The 15,194-nt window shown below is 33.6% G+C and carries 9 protein-coding genes and 1 pseudogene; all 10 read right to left on the reverse strand.

The window, feature by feature from the left end:
* Window positions 1–29 precede the first annotated feature (29 nt).
* Window positions 30–188 (reverse strand): hypothetical protein, encoded by a 159-nt coding sequence (locus H131_RS24485; protein ID WP_010859478.1) that lies wholly within the window; start codon window positions 186–188, stop codon window positions 30–32.
* A 264-nt stretch (window positions 189–452) separates the two neighbouring features.
* The gene (locus tag H131_RS12340) at window positions 453–1,958 is read right to left on the reverse strand and encodes a serine hydrolase domain-containing protein (RefSeq protein WP_010859479.1); all 1,506 of its coding nucleotides are present in this window, start codon (window positions 1,956–1,958) and stop codon (window positions 453–455) included.
* A 530-nt stretch (window positions 1,959–2,488) separates the two neighbouring features.
* Window positions 2,489–2,674 (reverse strand): hypothetical protein, encoded by a 186-nt coding sequence (locus tag H131_RS12345; protein WP_010859481.1) that lies wholly within the window; start codon window positions 2,672–2,674, stop codon window positions 2,489–2,491.
* A gap of 282 nt (window positions 2,675–2,956) precedes the next feature.
* Window positions 2,957–3,460 (reverse strand): MepB family protein, encoded by a 504-nt coding sequence (locus tag H131_RS12350; protein ID WP_010859482.1) that lies wholly within the window; start codon window positions 3,458–3,460, stop codon window positions 2,957–2,959.
* Window positions 3,461–3,802: 342 nt separating this feature from the next.
* Window positions 3,803–3,938, reverse strand: a pseudogene (locus H131_RS26150) (Y-family DNA polymerase); the annotation flags it as partial.
* 231 nt (window positions 3,939–4,169) lie between these two features.
* Window positions 4,170–4,925 (reverse strand): class I SAM-dependent methyltransferase, encoded by a 756-nt coding sequence (locus tag H131_RS12355; RefSeq protein ID WP_010859483.1) that lies wholly within the window; start codon window positions 4,923–4,925, stop codon window positions 4,170–4,172.
* 14 nt (window positions 4,926–4,939) lie between these two features.
* On the reverse strand, window positions 4,940–6,328 hold the full coding sequence (gene kamA, locus H131_RS12360) for a lysine 2,3-aminomutase (RefSeq protein WP_010859484.1): 1,389 nt from the start codon (window positions 6,326–6,328) through the stop codon (window positions 4,940–4,942).
* Entirely contained in the window at window positions 6,318–7,106 is a 789-nt protein-coding gene (locus tag H131_RS12365; RefSeq protein WP_036131454.1) for a thioesterase II family protein, read from the reverse strand. The genes kamA and H131_RS12365 overlap by 11 nt, the downstream gene beginning before the upstream one ends.
* A 2-nt stretch (window positions 7,107–7,108) precedes the next feature.
* The gene (locus H131_RS12370; RefSeq protein WP_010859486.1) at window positions 7,109–10,306 is read right to left on the reverse strand and encodes a condensation domain-containing protein; all 3,198 of its coding nucleotides are present in this window, start codon (window positions 10,304–10,306) and stop codon (window positions 7,109–7,111) included.
* A gap of 20 nt (window positions 10,307–10,326) precedes the next feature.
* Window positions 10,327–15,192: a non-ribosomal peptide synthetase gene (locus tag H131_RS12375; protein ID WP_010859487.1), complete on the reverse strand. Its 4,866-nt coding sequence runs from the start codon at window positions 15,190–15,192 to the stop codon at window positions 10,327–10,329.
* Window positions 15,193–15,194: the final 2 nt, after the last annotated feature.

Genomic DNA, 15,194 nt, shown 5'->3' on the forward strand with positions numbered 1-15,194 from the left:
TTTCTGCCGTTTTTAAACTTTACCATGAATTAGCTAGCTTCTTTAAATTCATGGCAGTCATGGACAATTAAGGTTGTCCAACGCATACCATGCTTTTCTTTCGCATCCGCACATATACGTTCAATCGTTTCTTTTAGAAGTGCATAGATCTGTTTCATGTCACATTGATGACGTAAAAGATTCCACATGATGCGACCAAATAGGACGTCCAATGATTTTCCGATAGCAGCATTTCTAATTGATGTCGTTCATTATTACTATTTTTCATCATCCTTATCCATCACCTCAATCATTTATAGACGTACACGAGTTGGTTGGAGCACAGGCGGCGACTTCTGCGGGAATAGCATGAGCTGAAGCCCCGCAAGAGCTTAGCGACGAGGAGACTGAAGCCGTGCCCGCGAAAAGCGTCCGCCGTAACGGAAATCAACGGCTTCATATAGATACTTCTCTTATTTCATCTTTAGCTCATTTTTTTTAGTAAAAATAAGCAATAATCCAAACAGATAATAAATAACACTTGTCACTATGACACTATAAAATAACACAGAGATTGAAGTCGGCCCCCATACTTTAATAAATTCCCAAGGCAATCCGTCGAATAAAATCTTTGGGAACAGTATCAAGAGTGTCAAAATGGCAGCTACAATTAACGAATGTATGGAAAGTAGAAAAATCCTCTTTGCGCTTAAAGATACTCTAATGCGTTGCTTTCTATAAAATTTTCTCGCGATTCTTAGCGAAAAAATGCTGAAAAATGCACCGAAACCAAAGATCGTAATACAAATGATGGTCACGATTTTATCCAATTTTTGATAGCTGTCGGAATGATTATTGTTAACATTTCCCCCTTCCCATAAATCCATCACGCCTTGACCTATAGCTGTTGTAAAGCTCGTATTCATATTGGACAGTATGGCTACGCCTAATTGTTCATCAGGCTGCATGATGAAATACGAGGTAAATGTTGGATTTTCTCCGGCATGGAGGATATATTGTTTTTCGTCTTTTTCCATAACGCCCCAGCCACTAGCATAGTATGTATCCTTATCGAAAGGCTCTACTGATTGATCAGGGATATGCGATTCTTGAATGATTTTTTTGCCAATAGGATAAATTTGGCTGATTCCTAACTGTAAGTTCAGCCATTTTGCGATATCATTCGTATTGCTGACAATATACCCAGCTGGTACATTTCCACGATAAATCGGTGGCGTGTATGTTTGCTCCCGCATAAACCCTCTTTTATAACCGGTTGCCATTTCTGTTGAATTCACTTGTTGAAGCCCAACAAAGGAATCATTCATATCGACTGGCTCTAAAATCTGCTGTTTTATATACATTTCATAGGGCTGTTTTGTTATTTTCTCAATAACAAGACCCAATACATCGTAATTAATTGTTGCGTATTCAAATGAACTGCCAGGTTTACGATTTAATTGTTGATTTAGTAATGTTTTCACAGTCAACTCAATAGCGTTATCCGCTGTACTTTTAGGGATACGAGCTATAGTGTTAGAAGCTATCCCACTCGTATGGTAAAGTAACTGATTGATAGTAACCGTCTGCACATCCCCATTATATTTTAGCTCTAACCAAGGAATATACTTTCGGACATCGTCAGTTCGTGTTAACAAACCTTCCTTTTCCAATTGCAGAATGGCTAGCCCTGTAAATGCTTTCGTCGTGGATCCTATTTCAAACAATGTATTAGAAGTGACGGGTGTTTTTTCCTTTACATCAGCGTATCCGAAGCCTTTTTGATAGACCGTTTTCCCCTTCTCTACAATAACTAATGATAATCCTGGAATTTTACTAATGGCTCTTTGCTCTTCAACAAATTGTTCAATCTTTTGAATTTTTTCTTTCGAGTCCGCGTACGCTATTTTTGGTAATAATCCATTAAATATTAGAATCATAGCAAGCATAAACATAAACATTTTTAATGATGATTTCATTTTAGTTTCTCCTTTGGATTTACACGTTTCAACTAAGTATTGCTGGTTACAAGAAAAAAATTTCTTACAACATCGTTTAATATAACAAGCAAATAATACCGAAACCATCGTTTTACATGACCAAAAACGATACAACATGACAATTTTGTCACATAATGTTGTTCTGTTATCCTGTAGTTAATTCAATTTGTATAATGGCATCACTTTTCATTTCAAAGATAGAAAGCAGGTAAGAATCGTTTCAAGGAAAAAGTATCGTCTGAAGAGATAAGAAAAAATATTATAGCGGAAGGAAAAAAAGAAATAAGAGAAACATACGAAGAAGGTTTAAAACAGGTTATTGATATTTATCGCCTATCAGAATTTTTATCGAAAAAACGTAAGTGTTTGGAAAAAATCAGAGACAAATAGCAAGATTACCTTGACAGAAGATTCAATAAGTAAGATAAATGTTCATGTACATAAAATTAATCCTGGTCGTAAAACATTCGATGAAACACTTGATAAATAGCTATAAAAAGACCGAGTACTCATAAATTATAAGTACTCGGTTTTTTTACTTCATTGGATGTCTTTAATGTTTTATCAATATCCTCAATCAACCTGTCCACTTGTTCTTTTGTAATTTTAATTACATATAACTCTGTGCTTTCCCCATTATGACGTCGCTTCTGGTGTTCGGGATATTGATATTCAATTATCGTATCTTTCTCCATAAAATCACCTCTAAAAGCTATGTTCAATATAAAGTATAACAAACTTTCAATAAAAAGGAAATTAACTAAATAGTTTTTCCTTCTCAAAAACAGAAAAAGAAAACGAATAAAAATCTTATTAATCAGTTGAAAGGAAAAAAGTAGTTGAGCAAGTAGATTACGTTTGAATATAAGGTTAAACTTATATGATTACCAATGATGCTCGATTTCAACAAAGTAACGAATATACAGGGATAAAAGCCCATTCGCTACATTAAATGACCGATCAGTAGACTTTAATGCTTAAGAATATAGTTTCATTATTTGTTCATTCATCAGCATATTATTATCTGCTAAATCAATGAAATATGGTAATTGCCATTTTTGAGTAGTTACTGCTTGCTTATTGGTTGGTTCATCCCAACTTGGATAGACTCTGATTGCCATCTTGCCCTTTTTATCTTTTGTTTTTAGAATACCTTTTTTCATCAGAAGTTCTTTTGGGAAAACAAATTGACCGACCTTTTTATTTTTAAAGGTAGTGATAACTAGTAAGTCTGGGAAGTCTTTATAATGATATGCTTGATTTTTATTGCCGTCATCCTTCTCCCAAAAAGCGACAAATTGTCCGATTTTGGTTGGCGTTATTTTGGCAACCCTAAAGCGAATTGTTTTCAAATTTAAAGTGAATTTCCCTGCCCCATATTCTGAATTTTGTTGTTCTTCTTGAATATTGCTGATCATTAGGTTATTTGGTTCGTATATCTTATTATTTGTAAAAGTTACTGCATCATAAAATCTGCTCATGGTGTCTTTCTCCTTTGTTAATAGTACAAGACAGGGCCTTCTCTTACGTTCAAAAAAGCACCGCAAACTACTAGTATACTATAATACTGTTAGTTCACGGTACTGTGATTCACCGTATCTAACGCTCACTATACTTAAACTGTCAGCTGCTATTTTGCCCTTAAAATTATCCATAATTTAACATTTTTAAAAAGGCCACTTCCATTTAGAAAGTGACCCAAAACAGGAGAGTTTTTTTGTAAGGCTAGATTAGCTTTACACTACTATTACTATGCGATGAAAGCTATTTTTGACTAGCCTTTTGTCTGAGCAATAGATTTTAAAAATAAAAAAGTAGAAACAAGCATCGAGATCTAATGCTAGTTTAGCCATCAACATGTTTGGTCCCATGCCAACCGCAGACGGAATGCGAAATTGAGAATAAATTAGCATTTTGAATTTCCTTTGCTGCCTGTTCAGGTGAACCCCAAAGGCTTTGCTGTATGTACTCCTTTTGTTGTGTAACATTAAAAAAACAATCTAAACACCCATCATAAAAATCGAGGGCACTGAAAAAGTCCGAAATTAAATTTAAGCAGTGAAAAGTTCGATTGAATCGAACTTTTCACTGCTTTTTATTATATGGTTCTAAGTCAAATGTTTCATTTTTGAGGCACCCCTACTGAGAGATGAATAGTTCTATTATTTATATTCGCTATTTAGTTAAATGCTATTTTTTTACTGCTTCATACGTAAATACCTCAGAATCATTCGTTGGATATTTATTATATTCGTAATCTGAAGAAATCGTAACATCTTTAAATCCAATATCTTGTAAAATAGCTCGAAACTCTTCTACTCCATACCACTTTAATGGGAAGATTTCTAACTCAGTGTCAATTAGTTTAGTATTTTGCCATTTCTGATATTTATTATGCGTAGTAGTAAATTGATTAATGTAATCCACATCCACTAATACTTCTTCCAAAGTTATAGAGTCACCGTCTTGATTCTTTAATACTCTAGTCGCAAGATAACCTTTCTCAAACGACTCGGGAAGGAAAGTATCCACTATTAAACGGCCTCCATCCTCTAAGTGATCGTAAAAGCACTTTAAAGCATTTAAAGAATCTTCTCTTTGATGCATTAATAGGAATGATCCAGTCGGAATAATAATTGCTTCATATTTTTGTTCCAATGTAAAATTGCACATATTTAATGAATATAGATTTGGTGAAAGCTCTCTTTCCGCACAATTCTTTTTACATAAACTTAACATGTCATCGGAAAGATCAAAACCTTCAATGTTTAGCCCTTTTTGCAGTAGAGGTATTAAGATACGTCCATTACCAACAGCAGGCTCTAATATTCTTCCCTTAACACCTTCTAACCTTTTTAGATAATACTCTACATCACCAAATGATTTACCAATATATTTATCTATATCGTATACTTCTGTGGATAACCTTCCGTAAAAACTAATCATCTCTATTCTCCTAACTAAAATTTTTTTATTTTCTGTGCTTGTAGTAATTTCTTTTGTTTTAAAAGATCCCTATTTTCTCTTTTATCCTTCAAAGTCTCCGCTCCCTCTTTTTTATATCTTTCCCTTAATTTATATCGGCGAAGATTTTTTGGAATTAGACTTTTAGAAGGCTCAGGCGCTAGAAGCTTTGAAACACCTGTGGATTCATATGATTTTAAATCATAAACTTCAGAAAAATAACTATCTGCAGTACCTGGCTCATAGTTCTTTATTTCTGGATAAGAAGAAATAACGCCTTCAAAATTTCTTAAAACAAATTTCTCAGGACTCTGAGAAATTATATAATTTGGTTGTAAAGCAATCTTCCCACCACCGTCTGGGGCATCTACTACGAATGTAGGAACAGCATAGCCGGAAGTATGCCCTCTCAAAGATTCAATTATTTCCAATCCTTTAGAAATAGGCGCTCTAAAATGACTAATACCTTCTGATAGATCACATTGATAAATATAGTATGGTCTAACCCGGGTTTTGACTAAATCATGTACTAATTTTTTCATTATCGGAACACTATCGTTAATGCCCGTAAGAATAACAGACTGATTCCCAACTGGAACTCCAGCATCCACTAATTTTTCACATGCTTCTTTTGCTTCTTCAGTTAATTCCAATGAAGTATTGAAGTGTGTATTTAGCCATACAGGATGATATTTTTTAAAAATATCACACAATTCGTCAGTTATTCTTTGAGGAAATACTACTGGTGCTCTAGTGCCAATTCTAATTATTTCTACATGCGATATTTCTCTTAAATTACTTATAATATACTCAAGTATTTTGTCGTTAATTAATAAGGCATCTCCTCCTGATAATAGAACGTCTCTAATTTCTTCATTATTCCTAATGTAATCAAGAGCTGTATCAAGTTGCTTTTTAGGTACTGCCATTCCCACCTGTCCAGAAAACCTTCTTCTAGTACAATATCTACAATACATGGAGCATTGATTGGTAACTAAGAATAATACTCTATCTGGGTATCTATGTGTTATGCCTGGTACTGGCGAATCTTCATCTTCGTCCAATGGATCTTCTAAATCATAGTGGCTCTTAATAATTTCAGCAGATAAGGGTACAGACTGCATACGTATTGGACAACGTACATCATCTGGGTTCATTAAAGATGCATAGTAAGGAGTTATATTCAAAGGAATCGTTTGTAGAGAAATTTTTACTCCTTCTTCTTCTTCAGCAGTCAAGTTTACAACCTTCTTTAAATCATCTAAAGTTTTAATAGTATTCGTTAATTGCCAATGCCAATCATCCCACTGCTCTTGGGTAACATCTTTCCAAAGTTCAATTTCCCGATAATGTCTTCTTTCTCCTGGTTTAAGTTTAGTCTGCATAAATCACCCCTCCTTTAATGTTAGCATAAATTTCCATTAATTCACGACTCAATTCTTTCGCAGGGGCCTCGTTCTCATTCAAGTAGAAATGACCACCTTTGAAATACTTACACTTATATTCATTTAGCGTCATTTTCTCCCACAGTTCTACTTCCTCTTCAGGAACTGCCAAATCTTGTTCACCTAACCAAAGCTCCATTGGATATTTGATGAATGCCTTATCATCAAACCTAAATGTATCAAGTAAATGAAAATCTCTTCCTGTAACATCAACTATTGAATTGAACAGGCACAAGTCAGACTCAAGCTCACTAGGAACTCCACCCAGCCTTCTAATATCTGATATAACACTTTCTCTCGTTCGCCTCGTAAAAGGAGTCTCAGGATACGTCGCATTATTAGATACAGTTATTGGCGACCTAGCAGCTGAAATAATTAATTTTTTAATATATTGACTTTTATCATCAAGTAAACTTGATAAAGCATACACAAATAATCCGCCTAAGCTATGACCAAATAAAACTGATGGACGATCAATATAAGGAGCTACGTTTTTTAGAAGATATTCTTTTGCTTCACAAAATGTAGCTTGAAAAGGCAAATCATTGGTCATTCCTCTACCAGGTAGTTCAAATAAACAAACTTCTACTTCTGAAGATAAGTTTCTTACTAAAGGAACCATTGAAAGTGCCGAACCTCCAGCATGATGAAAACATAACAATTTTAATTTTGCATTTTGATTCGGGTTATATATTAGATAGCCTTTTTCTTGTTTCATCTTCACAATCTATTACCACCTATTAATTTCATTGCTTCATCTACTGTAAGCTCGCCTTGTTTCACTTTTTCTAGTACTTCTATTTTGCTGTAAGATGGAGTCACACTTTCTTGAGTAGGCTTATCCTCTTTTCTAGCCGAAATTTCTTCAACAAATCGGTTGATCGTTGGATATCTGAAAAGGTCTCCAACCACAAACTCATGCTCAGGCAATACTTTTCTAAGTAAGTTATATAATTTTAGAGCAATTAAAGAATGGCCGCCTTGATCGAATAAGCTTCGATTTAGTTGAACTTTTTTCCCTAAAACTACTTCCCACGTCTCTCTAACAATATCAACTATATCTCCTGATATTGAAATATTTGTAGCTTCAGTTGATTGTTTTAGAAGTGCTTCAGCTTGTTTCTTTAGTGAAACTCTATCGATTTTACCATTCGTATTTCGAGGCAACTTTTCTAATGAAATAATTAAATTCGGAATAGCAAAATCAGGTAGTATCCCTGAAATGATACTAGTAATTGTCTCAACACTTTGGTTTGTTCCACTTATAAAGGCAATTAATTGATTTTCACCATTAGTATTTAGAAGACATGTGACAAAACATTCCATACCTGATTGAAGTGATAACAACGCGTTCTCCACTTCTCCTAACTCCAATCGGTAGCCTCGAATTTTTACTTGTTGATCACAGCGTCCATAAAATTCAATTACCCCATTAGCGTTTAGCCTAACTAAATCACCTGTACGGAAGTATCTAACACCATCTAAAGCATATATATTTGAAGTAGCTAAGCCATCCTCGGTTACGTATCCTTTTGTAACTTGATTTCCGCCAATGTGTAGTTCACCTATCATGCCAGGGGCTACTAAGTTACCTTTTTTATCAACAATTCTCACAATCGTTCCTGGTAATGGTTCACCTATTGGGCATAGCCCTGATTTAGAACTATCGTCATAGTTATTACATTTATAAACTAGCGACTCAATTGTACATTCACTTAGACCATAACCATTATAGAAATTCACACCTTTCCAAAGCATGTTACAAATTTCATTCTTTTCTTCGAGTCTGAACGTATCAGAACCTACCACTACCGTTTTTAAATCCTTTAAAACAATCTTTTCTGCATTTAAAAAGTGGATAAATTCTCTTACTAAAACAGGTGTTGATTCTAGAAATGATATATTATATTTATCTGCTATTTCCGCTAAATATGCCATGTCAATTCTTTTATCTTCCTCGCAAATGAATAAGCATCCACTAGTAGACCATGCCTTCAATAAATCACCTAAAAAAACATCGGAGGTCCAACTCCCTAGTTGTAGAACATTTTGTTCGTGAGAGAAATTATAAAATTGCTTCCAGCTTTGCGTTAGTTGAGACAAACCTTCCGCTTTTAATGAAACTATTTTAGGTTCTCCTGTACTACCAGAAGTAGAAATATAATATGCAAAATCTTCTGAGTTAAACCTGTGAGCCTCGCTCATAATTTCTTTTTCATTAGCACTACACTCGATAATTTTTGAAATGTTATCTAGAAATAAAGACGTTTTTGGCTGCAATATTTCAAAAGTACGTTTATTTCTAGCATCTGGTGTATTCATATCAATTGCACACCACGCAGCACCTATTGTCCAAGTAGCAAAAATGCCGATTGCTGTTTCAATACTTTTCTTCCCAACTAATGCAACCGTATCCCCACTCTGTACTCCTTCTTCAAGTAATTGATTTGCCACAATATTAATACATTTTTTTAAATCTCGATAACTTAAATTTCTTTGACCGTCTGATATAGCTAAAGAATCTTCCTTGTGACCTTCTAACATGGATTGAATAGAGAAATTTCCAAAATTTTCAGGTTGTTTTGTATTTAATACATTATTTAGATATAACTCTTCAACTTTCGTTAAGTTCATATTTTTCACTAGCATATTATTATAGGTTTCTATATTTTCAAATATATACTCAAGGGAATCGAGTATTCTCATAAGCTCCATTTTCTCATAACGATGCTGATCCCAACCTAATCTTAAAAATAATGAATTTTGGGTAATATCAAATGTTATCGATAAAGAATCAGAGCTCGTTCCATATTGGTGAACTAAATCACCATTCTTTTTTTTATTTAAACTTCCTTTAAAGTTTTGAAAGATAACAGACGTTTTAAAGATTTCTGAATCTCCAGATACCCCTCCAAATTGCAACAATTTAGAGTATGGAACCCCGCTGTTTTCTGAAACATCTTGTAGATAATCCATTGTCTGCAAACACACTTCTTTTAATGTCAGTTCATCTTCAATATCTATTTTGACTGGTAAGGTGTTTATGAGCATCCCGTTCATATCATTCGACTCTATCAATTGATATGGTCTTAAAGCAAAGGTTGAACCTACATATAGTTTATTTGTTTGTTGATAACGATTTATCAACACTCCCCATATTGTTAAAGCTACACTTGAAGTTGTAACCCTATTTTTTATACTGTAGGCATGAAGGTTCTCTGCCGCTTTCTTACTTAACTCTTTATCTACATACATGAATAATGGCTTTTGATCAACATGTTGTGATTTTTCTATAGCCAGTGTTTCTGCTTGAGTTAAATCACTTAAAACATTTTTCCAATACTCTTCTAGTTCTTTTTTGTACGCTGAATCACTAATATAGTTTAAATAAGGTTCTATATCCGGACGACTTTCTAATGAAGTTACATCCTTGTTTAATAACTTAAAGAAATCTTCAAACGTTTGGGCAATTGACCAGCCATCCATTATGATATGATGATGCACCCATACTAATAAGTTTTTAGTTGGTTTCCAGTTATGAACGATGTAAAATTGCTGAGATTTATCCAACATAGAATGTTGTAGCCTAGCAATCTTACTTTTAAACCAATTCTCTATATTTAAAAATTCGTCTTTAATTGTAAGAAAGTTAACCTCTAATACACTAACTTCCTCCACATTATTTTGAATAATTTGGATAGGTTCTGACTCATAATCCCATTCGAACTTTGTTCTTAATGCTGGATTTGCCTTTACAGTATTCAACCAAGCGTAATGAATTTCTTCAAATGAAAACGTATTTGGAATTTCATAAGATAGAATTTGCCAATATGCATCTGATAATGGGTCCTTTAATGTTTCCATTAACATAACCATTTGCAATGGTGTTAACGGCAATTTTTTGTCATTTTTCACCATCTATCAACCCTCCTTCAAAATTATTTAAGTATGAGAGACATTTCTGATATTGTTGGGTGTTTCAAAAAGTCTTTCGGAGTAATTTCTATACCATTGGTACGTAATTTGGATACTATTTGAAGAGATTTAATGGAATCTCCACCGATTTCAAAAAAGTTATCATCAATACCTATTTCGTTTTTCTTGAGAACTTCAGCCCATATCTCTACAATTGATTTTTCCAGTTTAGTTGTCGGTTTCTTAAAATTATTTTGTGCACCATCTGCGAGATATTGTGAAGCCTCTTCGCTAAGTAATTTTCGATCTCTTTTTCCACTAGATGTTAATGGTAATTTATCTAATTCAACGAACATCGACGGAATATAAGTTGCCGGCAAGTCTTTAGAGACAGCCTTTTTCAAATCGTCTCTACTTAAGCTTTCTTTTAAATTTAAAGTGTAGAAACAGACTAAACAAGGTTTCTCATTCTGATCATTCCCTAATACTACCGTTGCACCATTGACTTGTGGTTGTTGTACAACACATGCTTCAATTTCTTCTATTTCAATCCTTACACCGTTTACCTTAACTTGTGAATCCTTTCTTCCTATAAAATCTAAACTACCATCCTCCGAAATCCGAACCAAATCACCAGACTTGTAAAAGATTTTTCCATTTCGCTCTACAAAAACTTTTCTCGTTTCAATTTTATCTTTGAAGTAACCCTTCGCTAGAGAGGGGCCTCCAATCATTAATTCTCCTGGAAAACCTTTTGGAACTGGTAGACCAGTTTCATCAATCACTTCCATCTCTACATACGGTAATGGAAAACCAATATTATAATTTTCTTTTGTCACTTGTTGAACTGTAACTTCTATACCTGCCTCGGTTGGACCGTATAAATTGAATGCTTTAACGTGTGGTAATAATTCACTTATTTTTTTGGCTAATGGAGCAGGCAGGGCTTCACCACTTAAATGAAGATATTTTAATGGTAATTCGTAACCTTTATGATAGTTCATTTCATTGAGCACTAATTGCAACACTGAAGGGACAAAATGACACAAGTCAATTGACTCATCATTAATGAAATTCAATAAACCTAAAGGATTACGATGCAAATCCTTAGGAGCAACAACTAATGTAGCCCCCGTACAGATGGTATAAAATATCTCCCAAACAGATACATCGAATGTATATGGCGTTTTAAATAGCGTTTTATTACCAGGTTTAAGTATTTTTTGATTTTTTTGCCATAATATACGTAAAGAAGCCCCTAAATGTGGACATAATACACCTTTTGGTTCACCAGTTGATCCGGAGGTAAACATGAGATAGGCCGGATCATCAATAGAAACACTTCTCTTTGCTTGTGTTATGACATTATTTTCAAATTTATTTTTTTCAAGTGTATTTATTACTTCCCATTCTCCATACGGTATCTCTTCTTCTGTATTTACAATTAAAATCTTTGGATTTAATCTGGCCAATAATTTCTGTGTTCTTGCTATAGGATGTTCAGTATCTAAAGGAACATATACTGCTCCTACTTTTAGAACACCAAGTATTACCGCAATTACATCAATTCCCCTACTCATATAAATAGGTATATAATCTCCTTTTTCAATACCCATTGATAGAAGTAACGAAGAATATTTTTCAGCTTCTTGATTTAGTTGTTCATATGTTAAAGTTCTATCGAGCTCTTGGATGGCAATATAATCTTTGTATTTTATTGCTGCATCTTCAAATTGGCAATGCAGTGGCTTAGCTTTTTGTAGTAGTCCCCCCTTATCATTGGAGGATATAACGGAGCCTTTAGCAAATGCAGAACTCCATAAATTATTTGGATTAGTCATTAAAGAAGCGAGCAATTTAAAATAATTCTCCGCCAACAATTGAATCTCTGCTTCTGTGAAATTAGCAAATGAATATTCTATATGACCTTTCACTTCCTCATCTTCTACATAGAAAAAGCTGCTTAAAGGAAATCTTGCTCCACCGGTATCTTGCTCAATAAAACTAGTGTTGGTATTTTTTAAATCCATTTCGAGATTCACTTTAAGACTGAATGTATTATTTACTACATCAAAATACTCTCTTTTTTCAATGTTGGCCGCAATATCAACTATTGAGAAATCACCATGAGCAATATTTTCATGTACAATATTACTTATTTCTTGCAGAAGCTCTTTAAAGGAAGCATTTTTATTTAATGTAAGCGTTAAAGGAACTAAATTAACAAACATACCTACATCATCTAAGTTTTCGTTTGACCTACCATGATAAGGAATTCCAATAGTTATTGTATCCTGCATACAATATTTTGCTAAATTTAGAGCCCATGCAGTTAGTAATATTGTAAACTTACTTAATTTCATCTCCTGTGAAAATCGATTTATTTTTCCACCTAACCCTATGTTACTCTCTATCTCTAAAATTTTACCAATTCTTAAATATTCTTCTGATTTCTCTTTAATAGGTAATTCAGCGAGTCTAAATGTCTTAGATTGCTCAACCCAAAAATCCTTCAGATTTTGATCCTTTGATTTATTGCTTAATCTATTTATATTGTTGTATAATTTTTCGGCACTACTTGATTTCATGTCGTCTACAGTGATTTCATCATTATAGACTTTAGATATATCTTGAAGAATATTTTTTAAAGATAATCCATCACATACTATATGATGGGATACAAGTACAAAAATGGACCCCGAATTCTCTGTATGAATTACTGCTCCTCTAAACAATAAATCACTTTCTAACAAGAATGGTTTATTATAAATTGTTTTTGCAAGAGCGCGCGCATCCTCAAGAGTTTTCACATTAAAGATTTGAATGTGATGATTCACGTTCTCTTCTAAATCATCTGTATTTCTAATTTTTTGTTCAATCCCATAGGAGGAATTTTCTCTAAAATTCACAAAAAATGCAGCATTTTTCATAAAGCTATTAACTAAGGCTTGATAGAGTGTATGTTCATCGAACTGACCGTTGATATGAAAAGTTGCACCTACATTATAAAATGGATTCCTTTCATTTGTTTTCCACAAATACCAAAGCCCTTTTTGCATACTAGTGGCAGGAAACCACTCATTTTTGTTATATATAGTAGATTCATTATTTGTTGATAAAGCTGGTAAAGTATTAAGAATATCCACTAGGTTACATGGTTTTCTCTGTTTTTGTACTTGCCATGGTAAACAATCAACATTAAATGTTTTCGACACTTTCATAGCAATTTCTGCCGCATCTAAGGAATTTCCCCCAACTTCAAACAAATCTGTTTGTGAAGAACATTTTAAATCTAATATGGAAGAATAAATATCAATAATTTTTTGCAAAGAATCACTTATTTTGCTAGTTGGAGATTCACTTAATTGTTTTCGTTTGAAATATTCAATATGTTGTTTGTTCAATAAATCTCGATCCACCTTCCCGTTTTTAGTTAAAGGTAGGTGTTTATGGAAAATAATTTGAACTGGAATCATATTTTTGGGCAATTTCTCTTTTAAATAGCTGAATATTTCAAATTCCGAAACAGAAAATTCCTCTTCTAATACAATGGATGCGGTTAATAGCGTATTTGAAGCTATATGTATTGGTAATGCTATAGCTTGGCTTACTCTATTATGTTTTTGAAGAGTACTCTCTATATCTCCTAATTCAATTCTTACACCATTGATGCTTAATTGAAAATCTTTTCTACCATGGAAATTGAAATTTCCATGATTATCTAAACTTACAACGTCTCCAGTGTTATAGACTCTTACATTTTCACCGTCAATTTCTAGCTCTGTAAATTTTTCATCTGTTTCACGAGGCAAATTTATATATTCTCTTGCTAATCCATCGCCGGATATCCATAATGTTCCTTTTCTCTCTACATCATTAATGATTTGTAAATTTCGATCTAAAATAAAACACTTCACATAAGGTAAAGCAGATCCTATATGAGGTAGCTTTTTCGCCTTGCCATCATCTCTCTCTACAATTCCAGAAGTACTTACAACAGTTCCTTCACTTGGGCCATAATTGTTTACTAAATAAAAAGGTAAATCTTTTGAAGGGTGCTTCGTTAGTTTATCTCCACCTACTAAAAGATATTTTAGTGCTGTATGACTGTTTTCCCAGTTCAGCTCCATTAGTCGCTCTGCAATTGGGGTAGATACAAACGAATGCGTGACTTGGTGCTCTATCCAAGTATTTTTTAATAGCTCCGGGTTAAGTCTTTCATGATTTGTCGTAATATAAATTGACGCTCTGGAAGCAATAGCACCCCAAATCTCCCATATGGAAGCATCAAATCCAGGTGAAGATGTTAAAGATACTATTGAATTTTTTGTAACATTAAAAGTATTTGTATGCCAATCTATTAACCGATTTAAAGATTTCCATTCAATGACTACACCTTTAGGTTTGCCTGTCGTACCTGATGTAAAAACAATATAAGCAGCTGATTTCAAAGAAAAATGCGTATTTACTTTCATTTCTTTATGATCCAAATTAAAATGCTCAAGAACATCATCAAGCTTAAAAGTTATCTGATCTTGAAAAGCATTTGCCTCATAAATATCCTGATGTGTAATAATTAAGCTAGGGTTTATATCTTCAATGATGTTGTCTAATCTGTCCTTCGGTGTCTCTGGATCGATACAAACAATAACCCCACCAGCAATAAATGTTGATAAATGCGCAACAAGAAGAGCAGGTGACCTTCTAAGAACAATCAAGACTTTTTGTTCAGCGCCTTGTTTCATTCCCTTCTCTTGCATTACTGTTGCTAGTTTAAACGCTTTATTAGCTAATTGTTTTAAACTGTACTTGTTTTGATTGAACCATAAGCTTTGTTCGTCATAGTAATCGATTTGTTCATTAAAAATTCTTTCGAAGAAGTTTGACATTC

The organism is Lysinibacillus sphaericus OT4b.31, from assembly GCF_000392615.1.
Classification (GTDB): Bacteria; Bacillota; Bacilli; order Bacillales_A; family Planococcaceae; genus Lysinibacillus; species Lysinibacillus sphaericus_B.